The organism is Streptosporangium brasiliense, assembly GCF_030811595.1.
Classification (GTDB): domain Bacteria; phylum Actinomycetota; class Actinomycetes; order Streptosporangiales; family Streptosporangiaceae; genus Streptosporangium; species Streptosporangium brasiliense.
In genome coordinates this window covers 5,210,070-5,227,551 of record NZ_JAUSRB010000002.1, presented here as the reverse complement: position 1 = coordinate 5,227,551, position 17,482 = coordinate 5,210,070, and the positions used below count along the sequence as shown (strand labels likewise).

16 protein-coding genes are annotated in these 17,482 nt (G+C 71.0%); 2 read left to right on the top strand and 14 right to left on the bottom strand.

Annotated elements, in window-relative coordinates; translation table 11 throughout:
• Positions 1 to 5 precede the first annotated feature (5 nt).
• Together J2S55_RS32465 and J2S55_RS32460 are read left to right on the top strand one after the other, a co-directional pair.
• Positions 6 to 860 (top strand): peptidylprolyl isomerase, encoded by an 855-nt coding sequence (locus J2S55_RS32465; protein WP_306868718.1) that lies wholly within the window; start codon positions 6 to 8, stop codon positions 858 to 860.
• 38 nt (positions 861 to 898) lie between these two features.
• Positions 899 to 2,149: a DUF349 domain-containing protein gene (locus J2S55_RS32460; RefSeq protein WP_306868716.1), complete on the top strand. Its 1,251-nt coding sequence runs from the start codon at positions 899 to 901 to the stop codon at positions 2,147 to 2,149.
• A 240-nt stretch (positions 2,150 to 2,389) separates the two neighbouring features.
• Here the strand turns inward: J2S55_RS32460 and J2S55_RS32455 are convergent, their stop codons facing one another.
• The 14 genes from J2S55_RS32455 to J2S55_RS32390 form a co-directional block, all read right to left on the bottom strand.
• Positions 2,390 to 4,585 carry a RelA/SpoT family protein gene (locus J2S55_RS32455; RefSeq protein WP_306868714.1) on the bottom strand — a complete coding sequence of 732 codons (2,196 nt, stop codon included), beginning with the start codon at positions 4,583 to 4,585 and terminating at the stop codon, positions 2,390 to 2,392.
• A 239-nt stretch (positions 4,586 to 4,824) separates the two neighbouring features.
• Positions 4,825 to 5,343, bottom strand: a complete 519-nt coding sequence (locus tag J2S55_RS32450; RefSeq protein WP_306868713.1) for an adenine phosphoribosyltransferase — start codon at positions 5,341 to 5,343, stop codon at positions 4,825 to 4,827.
• 67 nt (positions 5,344 to 5,410) lie between these two features.
• On the bottom strand, positions 5,411 to 6,445 hold the full coding sequence (gene secF, locus J2S55_RS32445) for a protein translocase subunit SecF (protein WP_306868711.1): 1,035 nt from the start codon (positions 6,443 to 6,445) through the stop codon (positions 5,411 to 5,413).
• Positions 6,445 to 8,205 carry a protein translocase subunit SecD gene (gene secD, locus J2S55_RS32440; RefSeq protein WP_306868709.1) on the bottom strand — a complete coding sequence of 587 codons (1,761 nt, stop codon included), beginning with the start codon at positions 8,203 to 8,205 and terminating at the stop codon, positions 6,445 to 6,447. Before secD ends, secF begins: the two co-directional genes overlap by 1 nt.
• A gap of 87 nt (positions 8,206 to 8,292) precedes the next feature.
• A complete protein-coding gene (yajC, locus tag J2S55_RS32435) occupies positions 8,293 to 8,649 on the bottom strand; it encodes a preprotein translocase subunit YajC (protein ID WP_306868707.1) in 357 nt (118 codons plus the stop codon).
• A gap of 226 nt (positions 8,650 to 8,875) precedes the next feature.
• Positions 8,876 to 9,934, bottom strand: a complete 1,059-nt coding sequence (gene ruvB / locus J2S55_RS32430) for a Holliday junction branch migration DNA helicase RuvB (protein ID WP_306868706.1) — start codon at positions 9,932 to 9,934, stop codon at positions 8,876 to 8,878.
• 304 nt (positions 9,935 to 10,238) lie between these two features.
• Positions 10,239 to 10,859 carry a Holliday junction branch migration protein RuvA gene (gene ruvA, locus J2S55_RS32425; RefSeq protein ID WP_306868705.1) on the bottom strand — a complete coding sequence of 207 codons (621 nt, stop codon included), beginning with the start codon at positions 10,857 to 10,859 and terminating at the stop codon, positions 10,239 to 10,241.
• On the bottom strand, positions 10,856 to 11,443 hold the full coding sequence (ruvC, locus tag J2S55_RS32420) for a crossover junction endodeoxyribonuclease RuvC (protein WP_306875643.1): 588 nt from the start codon (positions 11,441 to 11,443) through the stop codon (positions 10,856 to 10,858). Before ruvC ends, ruvA begins: the two co-directional genes overlap by 4 nt.
• A gap of 102 nt (positions 11,444 to 11,545) precedes the next feature.
• On the bottom strand, positions 11,546 to 12,703 hold the full coding sequence (locus tag J2S55_RS32415; RefSeq protein WP_306868703.1) for a GNAT family N-acetyltransferase: 1,158 nt from the start codon (positions 12,701 to 12,703) through the stop codon (positions 11,546 to 11,548).
• A 71-nt stretch (positions 12,704 to 12,774) separates the two neighbouring features.
• A complete protein-coding gene (locus J2S55_RS32410; protein WP_306868701.1) occupies positions 12,775 to 14,049 on the bottom strand; it encodes a cation:proton antiporter in 1,275 nt (424 codons plus the stop codon).
• A gap of 131 nt (positions 14,050 to 14,180) precedes the next feature.
• Complete coding sequence (locus tag J2S55_RS32405; protein WP_306868699.1) at positions 14,181 to 14,933, bottom strand: YebC/PmpR family DNA-binding transcriptional regulator; 753 nt, start codon at positions 14,931 to 14,933, stop codon at positions 14,181 to 14,183.
• Positions 14,934 to 14,936: 3 nt separating this feature from the next.
• The gene (pdxT, locus tag J2S55_RS32400; protein WP_306868697.1) at positions 14,937 to 15,527 is read right to left on the bottom strand and encodes a pyridoxal 5'-phosphate synthase glutaminase subunit PdxT; all 591 of its coding nucleotides are present in this window, start codon (positions 15,525 to 15,527) and stop codon (positions 14,937 to 14,939) included.
• Between the two features lie 70 nt (positions 15,528 to 15,597).
• A complete protein-coding gene (locus J2S55_RS32395) occupies positions 15,598 to 16,806 on the bottom strand; it encodes an MFS transporter (RefSeq protein WP_306868695.1) in 1,209 nt (402 codons plus the stop codon).
• Between the two features lie 197 nt (positions 16,807 to 17,003).
• Positions 17,004 to 17,420, bottom strand: a complete 417-nt coding sequence (locus tag J2S55_RS32390; RefSeq protein ID WP_306868694.1) for a MarR family winged helix-turn-helix transcriptional regulator — start codon at positions 17,418 to 17,420, stop codon at positions 17,004 to 17,006.
• Between the last annotated feature and the right edge of the window lie 62 nt (positions 17,421 to 17,482).

Here is a 17,482-nt window from a genome sequence, read left to right as displayed (position 1 = left end):
AAGCGGTGAGCGGCAAGGACCGCCAGAAGCAGCTGGCGCGCGAGCACTACGAGCGGCAGACCCAGCGGCGCTTGGAGCGCGAGGCCAGGGCCAAGCGCAACGCGATCATCGGCACCAGCGTGGCCGTCGTGGTGGTCATCGGCGGCGTCGTCGCCGCGACGACCCTGCTCGGAGGCGGCGACTCACCGGCCACGGCCACCCCGGCGGCCTCGGCGAGCCCGTCGGAGACGGGCGCCGCCGCCGCCAAGCCGACGGCCTTCGACCCGGCCAGCGGCACCTGCGGCTACGTCGCCGACGCCGACGGCAGCCCCGCCAAGAACGTGGGCATGCCCCCGGCCAAGGTGGACACCAAGCCCAAGACGATGACCCTCAAGACCAACCAGGGCGACATCGTGATCGCCGTCTCGGCCGAGAAGACGCCGTGCACGGTCAACTCCTTCGCGTTCCTGGCGGAGAAGAAGTTCTTCGACGGCTCCAAGTGCCACCGCCTCGGCTCCGACGAGTTCCCGATGCTGCAGTGCGGCGACCCGCTGGCCAAGGCCGACGGCAAGAGCCAGACCGACGGCCAGGGCGGCCCGGGTTACCGTTTCGTCAACGAGAACCTCGAAGGCGCCAAGTACACCCGCGGTGTCGTGGCCATGGCCAACAGCGGCCCCGACACCAACGGCAGCCAGTTCTTCATCGTGTACGGCGACACCCAGCTGCCGCCGCAGTACACCCCGTTCGGTACGGTCACCAAGGGGATGGAGATCATCGACAAGGTGAACAAGGGCGGTGTCATCACCCCCGGGCCGGACCGGACCGGAGCCCCGAAGGAAACCGTCGAAATCAAAAACGTGACAATGTCCAACAAGAGCTGACGTAATACAACCAAGGGGCGGTTAGCCTCGAAAGGCTGATGAAAGTGCGGGAGGACACGGTGAGCACCGACCCGTGGGGCCGGGTAGACGACGACGGCACCGTCTACGTGCGTACGGCTGAGGGAGAACGGGCCGTCGGGTCCTGGCAGGCCGGCGAACCGGAAGAGGCACTCGCCTACTTCCATCGCAAGTTCGACGAGCTGGCCGGGCAGGTGACGCTGCTGGAGCAGCGGGTCCGCGGCACCGACCTGCCACCTGCCCAGGCCGAGGCGACCATCGTCAAGCTCCGCGAAGCGATCACCGACGCGCACGCGGTCGGCGACCTCGACGCGCTGCTGGGCCGGCTGACCGCCCTGACGGAGCTGGTCGCCCAGCGCCGCGAGGAGGTCAAGGCCGCCCGGGACGTGGCCCGCGCGGAGGCCAAGGACGTCAAGGAGCGGATCGTCGCCGAGGCCGAGCGCATCGCCGACGACACCACTCACTGGAAGACCGGCGGCGAGCGGCTGCGCCAGCTCGTCGAGGAGTGGAAGGCGGCCGAGCGCATCGACCGCGTCACCGAGGCCGCGCTCTGGAAGCGGCTGTCGGCGGCCCGCACGGCCTTCGCCAAGCGGCGCAAGGCCTACTTCGCGGGGCTGGACGAGCAGCGGGAGAGCGTGCGCTCCTCCAAGGAGCGCATCGTGGCCGAGGCCGAGGCGCTGGCCTCCTCCACCGACTGGGGCGCCACCGCCTCCGCCTACCGCGAGCTGATGCAGCAGTGGAAGTCGGCCGGCCGGGCCTCCCGTGAGGTCGAGGACGAGCTCTGGGCCCGCTTCAAGGGCGCTCAGGACCAGTTCTTCCAGGCCCGCTCCGCGGTCTTCGCCGAGCGCGACGCCTCGCTGGCGGCCAACGCCGAGGCCAAGGAGCAGCTCCTGGCCGAGGCCGAGAAGATCGTTCCGGTCTCCGACGCCCGCTCCGCCAGGACCGCGCTGCGCGGCATCCTGGAGCGGTGGGAGGCGGCCGGCCCGGTCCCGCGTGAGCAGCGCGACCGCCTTGAGGGTGGGCTGCGCAAGATCGACGACGCGGTCCGCAAGGCCGAGGAGGCGGAGTGGAAGCGCTCCAACCCCGAGGCCCGCGCCCGGGCCCAGAACACGGTCGACCAGCTCCACAAGTCGATCGAGCAGCTGGAGGCCCGCCTGGCCAAGGCGCAGGCGGCCGGCAAGGACAAGGACGTCAAGGACGCGCAGGAGGCCCTGAACGCCCGCCGTTCCTGGCTGGACGAGGCCGAGCGCACGCTCGCCGAGTTCTCCTGACCCACTGACACGCGCCGAGGGCGTGCTCCCCGCTCGGGGGGCACGCCCTCAGATTTTTCCGGCAGGTTTTTCCGGCTCCCCGCGGCGCCGGCCGCCGCCAAGACCCCCTGTGGCGCCCTCAGGCCCCCCTGAGGGGCCCGTACGGCGCGGCCGGAGCTCCCCCAGGCGGTCCGGGCTCCGGAGCGCGGAGCGGCCCTCCTGCCGGGCGGCGTGGGCCTGCCCGGCGGGAGGGCGGACGGGTCAGGCGCCGGCGCCGCTCACCCGGTAGACGTCGTAGACGCCCGGGATGTTGCGCACCGCCTTCAGGACGTGTCCCAGGTGCTTGGGATCGCCCATCTCGAAGGTGAACTTACTGATCGCCACCCGGTCCCGGGACGTCGTCACCGACGCCGACAGGATGTTGACGTGCTGGTCCGACAGGGTCCGGGTCACATCCGACAGCAGGCGCGGCCGGTCGAGCGCCTCGACCTGCAGGGCGACCAGGAACACCGAGCCGTCCGCGGCCGACCAGGCCACCTCCACCAGCCGGTCCGGCTCGGACTTCAGCTGCTCCACGTTGGGACAGTTGGTGCGGTGCACCGACACGCCGTGCCCGCGGGTGACGAACCCGATGATCTCGTCACCGGGCACGGGGGTGCAGCAGCGCGACAGCCGTACCCACACGTCCGAGTCGCCCGCCACCACCACGCCGGCGCCGCCGCTGCCCCGGGGACGGCCGCGCACCTTCGTCGGCACCGCCGCCTCGGCGATGTCCTCCTCGGCGCCCTCCACTCCCCCGAGGGAGTGCACCAGCTTCTGCACGACCGCCTGGGCGGCGATGTGGCCCTCCCCGACGGCCGCGTAGAGCGCGGAGACGTCGGGGTAGCGCAGGTCTCTGGCGAGGGTCAGGAGGGACTCTCCGGACATCATGCGCTGCAGGGGCAGGCCCTGCTTGCGCATGGCCCGGCCGATGGCCTCCTTGCCCGCCTCGATCGCGGTCTCGCGGCGCTCCTTGGAGAACCACTGGCGAATCTTGTTGCGGGCCCGGCCGGACTTGACGAACTTGAGCCAGTCGCGCGACGGGCCCGCGTCGGGCGACTTGGAGGTGAAGATCTCAACGGTGTCGCCGTTGCCCAGCCGCGACTCCAGCGGCACCAGGCGGCCGTTGACCCGGGCCCCGATGCAGCGGTGGCCGACCTCGGTGTGCACCGCGTAGGCGAAGTCGACGGGCGTCGCCCCCTCGGGGAGGGCGATCACCTGGCCCCGCGGCGTGAAGACGTAGACCTCCGAGACCGACAGGTCGAACCTGAGCGACTCCAGGAACTCCCCCGGGTCGGCGGTCTCCTTCTGCCAGTCCAGCAGCTGACGGAGCCAGGCCATGTCGCTGGCCGGCTTCAGCTTCCCGCCGGGCGGGCCGGAGGTGGTCATCTCCTCCTTGTACTTCCAGTGCGAGGCCACGCCGTACTCGGCCCTGTGATGCATGCCGTGGGTGCGGATCTGCAGCTCCACCGGCTTGCCCTCGGGGCCGATGACCGTCGTGTGCAGCGACTGGTACATGTTGAACTTGGGCATCGCGATGTAGTCCTTGAACCGGCCGGGCACCGGGTTCCATCGCGCGTGGATCGTTCCGAGGGCGGCATAGCAGTCGCGGACCGTGTCGACCAGCACCCGGATGCCGACCAGGTCGTAGATGTCGTCGAAGGCGACGTCCCTGGCGATCATCTTCTGGTAGACCGAGTAGTAGTGCTTGGGGCGTCCCTTGACCACCGCGCGGATCTTGGCCTCGCGCAGGTCGACGGAGACCTTCTCGATGACCTCCTGCAGGAACAGGTCCCTGCGCGGGGCGCGCTCGGAGACCATCCTGGCGATCTCGTCGTAGCGCTTGGGGTAGAGCATGGCGAACGCGAGGTCCTCCAGCTCCCACTTGATGGTGTTCATGCCCAGCCGGTGGGCGAGCGGCGCGAAGATCTCCAGCGTCTCGCGGGACTTCTGCTGCCGCTTGTGCTCGGGCAGGTAGCGCATGGTGCGCATGTTGTGCAGCCGGTCGGCAAGCTTGATCACCAGGACCCGGATGTCGCGGGACATCGCCACGACCATCTTGCGCACGGTCTCGGCCTGCGCGGCGTCACCGAACTTGACCTTGTCCAGCTTGGTGACGCCGTCGACCAGCAGCGCGATGTTCTCGCCGAAGTCCGAGCGCAGCTCCTCCAGGCCGTAGGCGGTGTCCTCGACGGTATCGTGCAGCAGCGCGGCGCACAGCGTCTCGTCGTCGGTGCCCAGCTCGGCCAGGATCGTCGCGACCGCCAGCGGATGAGTGATGTAGGGATCGCCGCTTTTGCGCTTCTGATCGCGGTGATGATAGGCGGCCACGTCGTAGGCACGCTCGATCAGCCGCAGGTCCGCCTTCGGATGGGTCGCGCGGACCGTCCTGAACAGAGGCTCCAGCACCGGATTCATGGCGCCACCCCATTGCCCCCCAAAGCGTGCGAGTCTGCGCCTTACCGCAGGCTTCTCTTCGGTGGCTCCGGACATGGCGGAACCGGCATCGCCGGCCGGGACGGCCGTCACGGGACCGCCACCGTCGGCGGTCACGTCGGGGACGACCACATCACGGGGCACTCAGACTCCTCACATTCGAGTCCAGATCCCCCAAGTGTATCCAGACCGGCTTAGATGCTTCCCCCGGCGGGGTGGAATCAGACGATCACGAGGGAGTGCAGCTCGACGCCGTCCAGCTGCTTGCGCCCCTCGAGGGAGGCCAATTCCATGAGCACGGCGATGGCGACGACCTCGGCACCCGCCCTGCGGACCAGCTCCACCGCCGCACGCGCCGTACCTCCGGTGGCGAGCACGTCGTCGACGATCAGGACGCGATCTCCTGGGGCGAAGGCGTCCCGATGGACCTCGATGGTGGCGGAACCGTACTCCAGATCGTAGGACGCCTCAAGCGTCTCGGAGGGCAGTTTGCCTTTCTTCCGTACCGGGACGAACCCGGCGCCGGCCCTGCAGGCGGCCGGAGCGGCCAGGATGAAGCCCCGCGCCTCGATGCCGACGATCTTGTCGACCTGGTGGAGCCCGGCGAACTCGTCCACCACCGCGGCGAACGCGTGCGGGTCTGCGAGCAGGGGGGTGATGTCCTTGAACAGCACTCCCGGCTGGGGGTAGTCGGGCACGTCGCGGATCCGGTCCAGGATCAGCCGGCGCAGGTCACTCATGGTCACATCCTTACGAAAACGCCTCCGCCCCCCTCTCGGAGGGAGCGGAGGCGTGATCTGCTGTTGCCTACTTCTTCTTGCCGCGCTTGTCGGTCTCGGGGACGGAGCCGTTGGCGGCTCCCGCCGTGACCGGCTGGCGGGTGCTCTTGGCCGCGCTGCCGTGGGCGGCGAGCCTGCGGGCGATGGCCTGGTAGCGCGACTCGCGCTCCTTCAACGTGACCAGCAGCGGCGTCGCCACGCACAGCGAGGAGTACGTGCCGACGATCATGCCGACGAACAGGGCCAGCGACAGGTCCTTCAGCGTACCGGCGCCGAACAGCGTGGTGCCGATGAACAGGATCGCCGCCACCGGCAGGATCGCCACCAGGGTGGTGTTCAGCGACCGGATCAGCGTGTGGTTCAGCGCGTTGTTGGCGGCCTGCGTGTAGGTCATCTTGGAGGTCGTGCCGAGCTTGGCGGTGACCTCCTTGATCATGTCGAACACGACGACCGCGTCGTACAGCGAGTATCCCAGGATCGTCAGGAAGCCCAGCAGGGTCGCCGGGGTGACCTCGAAGCCGGACCACGCGTAGACGCCGGCGGTGATCACCAGGTCGTGGAGCAGCGCCACGACGGCGGCCAGCGCCATCTTCCACTCGAAGGCGAGCGTCAGGTACAGGATGATCGCCAGCATGAAGACGATCAGGCCGATGACGGCCTTGTCGGCCACCTGACCGCCCCACGAGGCGCCGATCACCTGGAGGTTGACCTGGTTCTGCGGCAGGCCGAACTTCTGCGCGACCGACTTCTGGACCGTGGTCACCTCCTCGGGCGGCAGGCTCTCGGTGGTGACCCGCCAGCCGTTGTTGGTCGTCTGCGCGATGATCTGGTGCACGCCGGCGTCGCTGAAGGTGCCGCGCACCTCCTGGATGTCGGCGGCCGGGGCCTTGAAGGAGAAGACCGACCCGCCCTTGAACTCCACGCCCAGGTTGAGGCCGTGGAGGACCAGACCGGCGATGGAGATCACCAGAAGGACGGCGGAGAGGCCGTACCAGAGCTTCTTGCGCCCGACGAAGTCGACGTCGACCTCGCCGCGGTAGAGCCGGCGCGCGATGCCGGACATCAGGCCTCCTGCGGAGTGGACTTGGAGTCGGCCGTCGTCTGGGTGCTCATGCGCTCGGCGTCCAGACCGGAGAGCTTGTGGCCCTTGGCGAAGAACTTGTTCTTGGCGAGCAGGGCGACGAACGGCTTGGTGAACATGAACACCACGACGATGTCGATGAGAGTGGTCAGGCCCATCGCGAACGCGAATCCGGCCACACCGCCGACGGCCAGGAAGTAGAGCACCACGGCGGCGATGAACATGACCGCGTCGGCGATCAGGATCGTCCGCCGGGCACGGACCCAGGCGACCTCGACGGCCGTCCGCAGCGAGCGGCGGCCCTCCTTCATCTCGTCACGGATGCGTTCGAAGTAGACGATGAACGAGTCCGCGGTGATACCGATCGAGACGATCAGGCCGATGATGTGCGGCAGCGACAGGCGGAAGCCCGCGAACTCGCCGAGGAGCACCACCGCCTCGTAGGTCAGGACCGAGGCGACCACGAGGCTCAGCACCGAGACGATGCCCAGGCCCCGGTAGTAGAGCATCGAGTAGATCAGCACCAGGCCGAGGCCGATCGCACCGGCGATCAGACCGCCGCGGAGCTGGTCGGCGCCCAGGGTGGAGGAGACCTCGTCGATGGAGCTCTTCTCGAACTTCAGCGGCAGGGCGCCGAACTTGAGCTGGCTGGCCAGCTCGTCGGCCGTCACCTGGGTGAAGCTGCCGGAGATCTGGGCCCGGCCGCCGGTGATCGGCTCCTGGATGACCGGAGCGGAGATCACCACGCCGTCCAGGACCATGGCGACCTGGTTGCGCGGCGGCTGGGAGTTGAAGGCGGTGGTGGTGACCTTCGACCACTGGCTCGGGCCGTCGCCCTTGAAGGAGAGCTGGACGAGCCACTCTCCGGTGGTCTGGTCCACGCCGGAGGTCGCGGTGTCGATCGAGGTGCCGGTCACGGCCGCCTTGTCGAGCACGTATTTGGCGCTGCCGTCCTGGCTGCAGCCCACGAACTGCTTGTTGGGGTCGTCCTGGGCGCCCTGGCCCTTGTCCTTGGAGCAGTCGAGCGCCTCGAACTGCTTGAGCACCGCCGGATCGATCCCGGTCGTGTCGACGCCCGCCATCGGGTCGTCGGTCGGGAGGGGCGTCGGCTGGGCCGACGGGGCGGCGCTCTTGCTCGGCTCCGCCGACGGAGAGGCGTTCTTGCGCGGCTCCGCGGACGGGGAGGCGTTCTTGCGCGGCCGGTCCGAGGGGGCCGGCGTGGTGGCCGGGCTCGGGTTGGTCAGCGCCGAGGACAGGGCGCGGCCGGCCGGCGAGCCGGTGGGGCTCGGCGTGGCCGTCTGGGCCGGCTGCCGCGTCTTGGAGGTCTGCTTACCGGTGGCCGCGGGAGTGGGCGACGGCGTCGGCGCCTGGGTGGGCATCTGCCCGGGAGGCGGCGGCGACCCGGCCGTGACCGCCATCACCTGGCGGAAACGGAGCTCCGCGGTGGTGCCGACCAGCTTGACGACTTCCTCCTGGCCCGCTCCGGGGACGGAGATGACGATGTTGTCACCGGACTTGGCGACCTCGGCGTCGGAGATTCCGCTGCCGTTAACCCGGTTCCGGATGATGCTGACGGCGAGGTTGAGGCTCTCCTCGGTGGGAGCGCTGCCGTTCGGCGTGACGGGCTGCAGCGTCACTGTCGTGCCGCCGGCGAGGTCGAGGCCATATTCCGGGGTGAACGCCCTGTTCAGGAACATCACCCCGCCCATGGCGAGAATGATCGCCAGAAGCACCAGGAGCATACGCCCCGGTCTGCTCTGGCCGCTGGTCGGTCGGGCCACTGGTCGTCAGTTCTTTCGGCTATAGGGGATGGTCGGTTAGCCTGATCATCACTTCTTCGGCGAGTCCGGGTCGTCACCGTGCGGCTTCACGGTCTCCACCACATTGTCGTCCACAGTGTCGACGGACTTGACATCCTCGTCGTCGACCGGGGTCAGCACACGGCCGATCGCGGCCTTGACCCAGCGGGTCTCGACACCGGGGGCGATCTCCAGGATCACGTCGTCGGCATCGATCGCCACAACGGTCGCGAAGAGCCCCGTCGTGGTCATGATGCGGGTTCCAGGGGTCAGGGAGTTCTGCATCTGAGCCTGCTCCTGCTGCCGCTTGCGCTGCGGCCGGATGAGCAGGAAGTAGAACACCACGACCATCAGAGCGATCATGATAAGGCTTGAGTAGTCGCCCATAGGGCCGCTCCTTAGGCTTAAGAATGACCGGCCTGGCGCCGGACGTCGTATGCGGCCACGCCGCTCAGCACGTCAGCCTACACAGCCAGCCAAGCCACGGAGTTTAGGCGAGCTGTAAGAGCGCGGCAACGAAGTCACGGACAGGCACGCAGGGAAGTTCCCATTTCGATACCGTTGTCACCGATCTGTGATCAACTCTGTACGGTTTCCCCATCGAAACCCAACGTCAGACGGGGCCCGGATCATCCTCAAGGTCGACGATCATCGAGGCGCCGAAGGCGTCGGGCGGCGGGGTCAGGCCCAGGTGGAGCCAGGCGGCGGCGGTCGCGACCCGGCCCCGGGGGGTGCGCGCCAGCAGACCCTGACGGACCAGGAACGGCTCGGCGACCACCTCGACCGTCTCCGGCTCCTCCCCCACCGCGACCGCCAGCGTGGACAGCCCCACCGGACCGCCGCCGAACTTGCGCAGCAGCGCCCCGAGCACCGCCCGGTCGAGCCGGTCGAGGCCCTCGGCGTCGACCTCGTAGAGGTTCAGCGCCGCCGAGGCGACGTCTCTGGTGACCACCCCGCCGGAGCGCACCTCGGCGAAGTCGCGGACCCGGCGCAGCAGCCGGTTGGCGATGCGGGGCGTGCCCCGCGACCGCCCGGCGATCTCGTGCGCCGCGTCGCCGGGCAGCTCCAGGCCGAGCAGCCGCGAGGAGCGGTGCAGCACCTGCTCCAGCTCGGCCACCTCGTAGAAGTCCATGTGCGCGACGAACCCGAACCGGTCGCGCAGCGGCGCGGGCAGCAGCCCGGCCCGCGTGGTGGCCCCGACCAGGGTGAACGGCGCGACCTCCAGCGGGATAGCGGTCGCCCCGGGCCCCTTGCCCACCACGATGTCGACGCGGAAGTCCTCCATCGCGAGATAGAGCATCTCCTCCGCCGGACGGGCCATCCGGTGGATCTCGTCGATGAAGAGGACCTCTCCCTCCGAGAGGGTCGACAGGATCGCCGCGAGGTCGCCCGCCCGCTCCAGCGCGGGCCCGGAGGTGATCCGGAGCGGCACGGAGAGCTCCGTCGCGATGATCATGGAGAGGGTCGTCTTGCCCAGCCCGGGCCCACCGCTCATCAGCACGTGGTCCGGCGGCCGGTTACGTCGCAGCGCGCTCTGCAGCACCAGTGACAGCTGCTCGCGCACCCGCGCCTGGCCGATGAACTCATCCAGCCGCTTGGGCCGCAGCGCCGCCTCGATCAGGCGCTCGTCCCCTTCGGCGTCCGGCGCCACCAGATCCCGCTCGAAGCTCACGCCGGTCCGCCTTCACTCGCACGCGCGGTCGCCGGCCCACCGGCCCCGCCTCTGTCATCCCCGGTGTCGTCCCAGGCCACCCGGCCCGCTCCCGGCCCGCCGTCCCAGGGCCGGACCGCACGGCCAGCTCCCGGCCCACCGGCCCCGCCCCTGCCGTCCCGGCCCGCACCGACCGGCCCGGACCTGCCGACCCCGGCCCCCCGGGCCGCTCCGGACCCGCCGGCCCGGACCCGGTCCGCGTGGGCGGTCCACGCCTCGCCGGGACCGCCGCGGCCGTGAGAGGCCCGCATCGGGCGCGCCCCCCTCATCGGACGCTCAGCGCGCGGAGCGCGGCCTTGAGCAACGCCGCCACCTGCGGCGAGCGCCCCTCCGCCACCTCGGCGTCGGCCTGGGAGGTGACGGCGGCGACGGCCTCGTCGGCGTCCCTGGCCGAGTAGCCGAGGCCGACCAGACCGGAGTGGACCTGGTCGCGCCAGGCGGGCGCGGACGCGCCGCCGTTGAGCGCGGCGTTGACGGCCTGCTCGGGGGTGCCGAGCTTGTCCTTGAGGTCGACGATGATCCGCTGGGCCCCCTTGGGGCCGACGCCGGGGACCCTGGTCAGCGCCTTCACGTCGGCGCTCGCCACGGCCGTCCGGAGCGCGTTGGGGGTGTGTACGGCCAGCATCGCCAGGGCGACCTTGGGGCCGACCCCGTTGGCCGTCTGCAGCATCTCGAAGACGCCGCGCTCGTCGTCGCTGCCGAAGCCGAACAGCGTCAGCGACTCCTCCCGGACCACGAGCGAGGTGGCCAGCCGGGCCTCCTCGCCCACCCGGAGCGTCGCCAGCGTGCCCGGCGTGCAGTGGACCAGTATCCCCACCCCGCCGACCTCGACCACCGCGCCGTCAGGCGCGACCGCGGCCACCCGTCCCCGCACCGAGGCGATCACTGTGTGGTTCCTCTCGAATATCCGGCCCGGCCCCGCCCCCGGAAGTAGGCGGCGGCGGTCGTGCCCGGCCCGGTCCTGGTCCTGGCGACCGCCTCCGCCAGGCGGTTCTGTGCCCCGCCCCGCCACACGTGACAGATCGCCAGCGCCAGCGCGTCGGCGGCGTCGGCGGGCTTGGGCATCGCATCCAGCCGCAGCAGCCGGGTCACCATGGTCCCCACCTGCTGCTTGTCGGCCGTGCCGCTGCCGGTGATCGCGGCCTTGACCTCCGACGGCGTGTGCAGCGCCACCGGCAGCCCCCGGCGGGAGGCGCACAGGATCGCCACCGCGGAGGCCTGCGCGGTGCCCATCACGGTCCTGAGGTTGTGCTGGGCGAAGACCCGCTCCACGGCCACCGCGTCGGGCTCGACCTCGTCGAGCCACTGCTCGATGCCCGCCTCGATCGCCACCAGCCTGGCCCCGATCTCGTCGTCGGCCGGAGTCCGGACGACTCCGACCTTGACGAGGCTCAGCGGCGCCCCGGGCCGTCCCTCGACCGCCCCGAGTCCGCACCGGGTCAGCCCCGGGTCGACCCCCATCACCCGCAGCTCGGGCAACCGCACCGACACGCCTCCGCTCGCCGAACACCTGTTCGGTGCCCGACTCTACCGCGTGGGAGCGCCGCTCGCACGGCTACCCGGCGGCGCCCGTCAGAAGTGGTCCAGCATGTACGGCTTGGCGTGGAAGGCGGCGTCGAGGGCGTCGTCGGAGTCCGCCGGGCCGGTGAGGATCCCCGAGCGGCGCAGGGTCGCGGTCGGGATCCCGGCGTACAGGGCCGAGAAGCCGGCCGCGGTGAAGGTGGGGGTGAATCCCGGCAGGGTCGCGGCGGGCTCGGCCGTACCGGAGCCGCCGGAGACCGACAGCTGCCAGGGGCCGGAGTTGCCGGGGCGCTGGGGGTCGTCGACCTGGACCGCGGCGTCGAGGGTGACGCCCGCCGGGAAGCCCCGCCCGGCGACGGCCGCGACGAGGTCGACGACGCGGAACATCCAGCGGGTCAGCGCGACGTGGTCCTCGGGACGGTCGCCGATCAGCCAGAACACCGGGTCGTCGGGGGCGACGGCCGCCCGGACCGACTTGGCGACGGAGGCCGAGGTGCCGACCAGCGACCACAGCGCCCGCGCCGTGGCCTCCGAACCCGCGACGAGAGCGGAGACCCTGATGTCGCCGCCGTCCCAGTGGTAGGTCACGAAGCCGTCGTCGGCCAGATAGAGGAAGTCGTCCTTGTTCTCCAGCAGCACGCGCCAGGCGCTCTCACCCCGGCTCAGGGGGCCGGAGGCTCGGGTTGCGGCGTGGACGCGGCCGAGGAGCGCGACCACCTCGGGGGCGTCGCCGGGGCCCATCCGGCGGATCTTGACCTGCTCGGTGGACCTGATCGTGCGCAGCGCCTCGGCGGGCAGGGTCGCCACGTGCATGGCGCCGGCGTGCTCCCAGCCGAGGGAGCGGTAGATGTGGGTGGTGGCCGGGTAGAGCGCCGAGACCGGATGACCCAGGGCCGCGCAGCGGTCGACGGTGGCCTGCATCAGGGTGCGGCCGACGCCCCGCCCCCGGTCCTCGGGGGCGACGGTCACCGAGGCGACGCCGCCCATGGAGATCGGCCTGCCGTGCCACCACTGGGTGAAGTCGTTGGTCCGGCTGGTCGCCACCAGGCGGGCGCCGTCGACGACGCCGAGGTATCTGCCCTCCTCCAGCGCCGGGACGGCCAGCTTCCGCCAGAGCTCCTGCTGGCCCTCGGGGACGGGCCCGAAGGCGCGCTTGCGGTTGTCCAGCACCGCGTCGAGATCGTCGACGGTCAGATCACGTAGTTCCACAAGGCTCCAACCTAGGCAGAGAACGCGAGCGAAGGCGAATCGTCACCACAGGTGAATCGGTCCCTACAGGTCTACAGGTGACGCGTGGCGGGCTCGGCGTCCGCGGCCCCCGCCCTGTCGCGCAGGCGGTCCAGCCGCCGCATCACCGGCGTCGCCGTGACGCCGTGCAGGACGAGCGAGGCCAGCACGGTGAAGGCGACCACCGCCCAGAGCTCCTCGGCGGGCACGCCGAAGTCGGCCTGGCCGAGGGCGTAGGCGAGGTAGAACAGCGAGCCGATGCCGCGGATCCCGAAGAAGGCCGTCACGCCGCGCTCGCGCGGGCCCGCCGGGCCGCCGAGCTGGGCGGCCCAGCCGGCCAGCGGCCGGATCACCAGCAGCAGCGACAGCCCGACGGCCGCGCCCCGCCAGGTGAGGGCGGCCAGGCCGCCGGTCGCCACGAACCCGCCGAGCAGCAGGATCAGCCAGGCGGTCAGCAGCCGCTCGATCTGCTCGATGAAGCCGTGCAGCACGCCGTTGTAGCCGTGGGTGCGCTCGGCGGCCCTGATCGTGCACCCGGTCACGAACACCGCGATGAAGCCGTAGCCGTGCACCAGCTCGGTGAGGCCGTAGGCCAGGAACGTCGCGGCCAGCGCGACGAAGCCGTCCCGGTGCTCGGCCAGGCGCAGATCGGAGACCTGGGCGCGGAAGAAGAGCCGGCCCAGCAGCCTGCCGGTCAGCAGCCCGCAGACCAGGCCGGCCCCGCACCGGTAGAGCAGGTCGACCAGCGCCCAGCCGCCGACCCAGCCGAGGCCCCCGGTGGCCGTCATCGCGACGGCGGCGAACACCAGGGGGAAGGCGAGGCCGTCGTTGAGCCCCGCCTCGGAGGTGAGGGTGAAACGGACCTCGTCGTCGGCCTTCTCCGAGTCGACGGGCTCGCCGACCTGCACGTCGGAGGCGAGTACCGGGTCGGTCGGGGCGAGCACCGCGCCCAGCAGCAGCGCCGCCGCCGGGGGCCAGCCCAGCAGCGCGGAGGCCACGGCGGCCACCGCCACGACGGTCAGCGGGAGCGTCCACCCCAGCAGGCGCCAGGTGGAGGCCCAGCCGCGCGGCCCGAAGGGCCGGTTGATCGCGAGCCCGGCGCCCATGAGCGAGATCAGCACGCAGATCTCGGCGGCGTGCTCGACCAGGGCCCGGTGGGCCACCGGATCGGGTCTGGGCAGCTCCAGCGGCAGCAGGTAGAGCAGGGCCCCGCCGATCAGGCAGGCCAGCGGCAGCGAGAAGGGCCTGCGGTTGAGCAGCCGGGGCAGGACGGCCGCGAGCAGGGCGCCGGCGCCCGCCAGCGCGAAGATCAGATCAGGGTTTCCCATCGTCCGCGTGATCTGCCCCGCCCTTGGGGGACAAACATCCCCTGGGGGACAGACGTCGCGGACGACGTGGAGTCCGCATCAGACGGCGGAGCGCCCGCCTCTCCCCGGAGAGACGGGCGCCGCACCGGACCTCACGCGTCGAGCTTCTCCAGCACCTCGTCGGAGACGTCGAAGTTGGCCCAGACGTTCTGGACGTCGTCGCTGTCCTCCAGGGCGTCGATCAGCCTGAAGACCTTGCGCGCGCCGTCCTCGTCGAGCGGGACGTTCAGCGTCGGCAGGAAGCTGGACTCGGCCGAGTCGTAGTCGATCCCGGCCTCCTGCAGGGCCTTGCGGACCGGGACGAGGTCGGTGGCCTCGGAGACGACCTCGAACTGGTCGCCCAGGTCGTTGACCTCCTCGGCGCCCGCGTCGAGGACCGCGGTCAGCACGTCGTCCTCCGACAGCTCACCCTTGGGCACGAGCACGACGCCCTTGCGGTTGAACATGTAGGACACCGAGCCGGGGTCGGCCAGGGAGCCGCCGTTGCGGGTCAGGGCGACCCGGACCTCGGAGGCCGCGCGGTTGCGGTTGTCGGTCAGACACTCGATCAGCACCGCCACGCCGCCGGGGGCGTAGCCCTCGTACATGATGGTCTGCCAGTCGGCGCCACCGGCCTCCAGGCCGCCGCCGCGCTTGCGGGCACGCTCGATGTTGTCGATCGGGACCGAGCTCTTGCGCGCCTTGGTGATGGCGTCGTACAGCGTCGGGTTGCCGTCCGGGTCGGGGCCGCCGGTCCGGGCCGCGACCTCGATGTTCTTGATGAGCTTGGCGAACAGCTTGCCGCGCTTGGAGTCGAGCGCGGCCTTCTTGTGCTTCGTCGTCGCCCATTTGGAGTGGCCGGACATCGCCTAGAGCTCCCTCACCATCTCAACAAAATATGAATGCACGCCGACGTCCCCGGTAAGTTCCGGATGGAAGGACGTGGCGAGCAGCGGTCCTTGACGGACCGCGACGATCCTATCCCCAGCTTCGGCCCGGGCCAGCACTTCGACCCCGGAACCGACGGATTCCACCCACGGCGCCCGGATGAACACCGCACGCAACGGGCCCCGGCCGGCGAAGTCGACGTCGGCCTCGAAGGAGTCGACCTGGCGGCCGAAGGCGTTGCGGCGGACCACCATGTCGATGCCGCCGATCGTCTGCTGGCCGTCGATGCCGCCCTCGATCCGGTCGGCCAGCATGATCATGCCGGCGCAGGAGCCGTAGGCGGGCATGCCGCCCTTGATCCTCAGCCGGAGCGGTTCGAGCAGGTCGAAGGTCTCGGCGAGCTTCCACATCGTGGTGGACTCCCCGCCGGGGATGACCAGGGCGTCGACCGCCTCCAGCTCGCCGGGCCGCCGTACGGCTACCGCCTTCGCGCCCGCCGTCTCCAGGGAGTGCACGTGCTCGCGCACGTCACCCTGCAACGCGAACACACCGATCGTCGGGGCGATGGTCACAGTGGTCCTTTCAAGGTGCGTGGAATGCCCTCACAGCGTATGGCCACTCCGCGCATCGCCCCAAACCGGGTCAGGCCGCGGCGGGGGCCTCCTGGAGGGCGTGGCCGGCGTCCACCCGCTCCAGGCTCCTCATGTGGTGGCGCCTGCCGTACAGGACGGCCATGCCCGCCAGGCAGCAGAGCGCGCCGAGGAAGTACGGCAGGGTGGGGGCGACGTCCTCCCCCAGCTTGGTGGCGACGTACGGCGCCAGCGCCCCGCCCGTCCAGCGGACGAAGTTGTAGCCGGCGGAGGCGACGGGACGCGGCGCGTCGGAGACCTCCATGGCCGCCTCGGTGAACACCGTGTTGTTCAGGCCGATCGGGATGCCGGACAGGACGACGAAGACGATGATCCCGACGTGGCCGGACAGCGCGATGCAGACCTGCAGGGCGGCCAGCACCGCCAGGGACAGGTGGAGCACCCGGACCGAGCCGATCCTCCGCTGCAGGAAGGGTGCGCCGAAGACCGAGGAGAGCGCGACGCAGGCGCCCCAGCCGAAGAAGACCGCGCCGATGCCGTAGGGCGACATGCCGAGGATGAACGGGGTGAAGGCCAGGATGGTGAAGAAGGCGAAGTTGTAGAAGAACGCGGTGAAGGCGGTGGTGGACAGGCCGCCGTGGGCCAGCGCCCGGAGCGGGGCGGTCAGGCGGGTCTTCACCGCCGGCTTGGGGGTGGACCTCAGCAGGGTCGCGATGAGGACGAACCCGACGGCCATGAGGGAGGCGGTGCCGAAGAAGGGCGCGCGCCAGTTCCAGTCGCCGAGGGCGGCGCCGACCAGCGGGCCCATGGAGATGCCCAGGCCCAGGGCCGCCTCGTAGAGGATGATGGCCGATTCGGCGCCGCCGCTGGCCGCGCCGACGATGACGGCCAGGGCGGTGGCGACGAACAGGGCGTTGCCCAGCCCCCAGCCGGCGCGGAAGCCGACCAGCTCGCCGACGCTGCCGGAGGTGCCGGCCAGCGCGGCGAAGACCACGACCAGGGCCAGGCCGAGCAGCAGGGTCGACCTGCCGCCGATCCGGCTGGAGACCCACCCGGTGACGAGCATGGCCACGGCGGTGACCAGGAAGTAGCTGGTGAACAGCAGGGAGACCTGGCTGGGGCCGGCGTGCAGGCCCTGGGCGATGGAGGGCAGGATCGGGTCGACCAGGCCGATGCCCATGAAGGCGACGACCGCGGCGAAGGCGGTGGCCCAGACGGACATCGGCTGGCGCAGGATGCTGCCGCCGCTCTGTGCGGACATGGGGGTGAACTCCTTCTCGGGCGGGGCGGGCGCGGGCGCCGGACCGTCCGGTGATGCGGGTTTCTCCGTGACGCGGACCGTCCGGTGGCGCGGGTTTCTCCGTGACGCGGACCGTCCGGTGGCGCGGGTTTCTCCGTGACGCGGACCGTCCTCGCGCGGTCCGCGGCCGGCGGCGAGGGCGCCGGCCGCGGGTCCGGTCAGATGTCGCCGAGCTTGGCCAGAGCCGGGAGCGCGGCGGCGATCGCGGCGCGCTCCTCGGCCGTCAGCGCCGCGAGCTGCCCGGTCAGGTAGGCGATGCGGGCCTGGCGGACGGCGGCCAGGCGGGCGCGCCCCTCCTCGGTGAGCTCGACCGCGCGGACCCGGGCGTCGGCCGGGTCGGCGCCGCGCGTCACCAGGCCCGGCTCCTCCAGCCGGTTGATCTGCACGGTCATGGTGGGCAGCTGGACGCCGTGCTCCTCGGCCAGCTCGGTCATCCGGCGGGGGCCGCCCTCCAGCGAGCCCAGCACGGCGTACTGCTGGCTGGTGAGGGGCTGTCCGGCCGCCACACGGCGCAGCAGCAGCACCAGGTGGCGCAGCTCTCTCGAAAGGCTCTGGGCCAGATCGTCCGTCGTCATGGTCAGCCAGTCTAACTTAGCCTGGCTAAGTATTATTCCGGAGAGGGGGCGGCGCCCTCTCC

Coding starts and splice junctions, on each gene's coding strand:
- secF (WP_306868711.1), bottom strand. CDS start 6,445: ATGTCCGGCATCGCGCGCCGGCTCTACCGCGGCGAGGTCGACGTCGAC.
- J2S55_RS32395 (WP_306868695.1), bottom strand. CDS start 16,806: ATGTCCGCACAGAGCGGCGGCAGCATCCTGCGCCAGCCGATGTCCGTC.
- J2S55_RS32450 (WP_306868713.1), bottom strand. CDS start 5,343: ATGAGTGACCTGCGCCGGCTGATCCTGGACCGGATCCGCGACGTGCCC.
- yajC (WP_306868707.1), bottom strand. CDS start 8,649: ATGGGCGACTACTCAAGCCTTATCATGATCGCTCTGATGGTCGTGGTG.
- J2S55_RS32455 (WP_306868714.1), bottom strand. CDS start 4,585: ATGAATCCGGTGCTGGAGCCTCTGTTCAGGACGGTCCGCGCGACCCAT.
- J2S55_RS32390 (WP_306868694.1), bottom strand. CDS start 17,420: ATGACGACGGACGATCTGGCCCAGAGCCTTTCGAGAGAGCTGCGCCAC.
- secD (WP_306868709.1), bottom strand. CDS start 8,205: ATGCTCCTGGTGCTTCTGGCGATCATTCTCGCCATGGGCGGGGTGATG.
- J2S55_RS32405 (WP_306868699.1), bottom strand. CDS start 14,933: ATGTCCGGCCACTCCAAATGGGCGACGACGAAGCACAAGAAGGCCGCG.
- J2S55_RS32460 (WP_306868716.1), top strand. CDS start 899: ATGAAAGTGCGGGAGGACACGGTGAGCACCGACCCGTGGGGCCGGGTA.
- J2S55_RS32410 (WP_306868701.1), bottom strand. CDS start 14,049: ATGGGAAACCCTGATCTGATCTTCGCGCTGGCGGGCGCCGGCGCCCTG.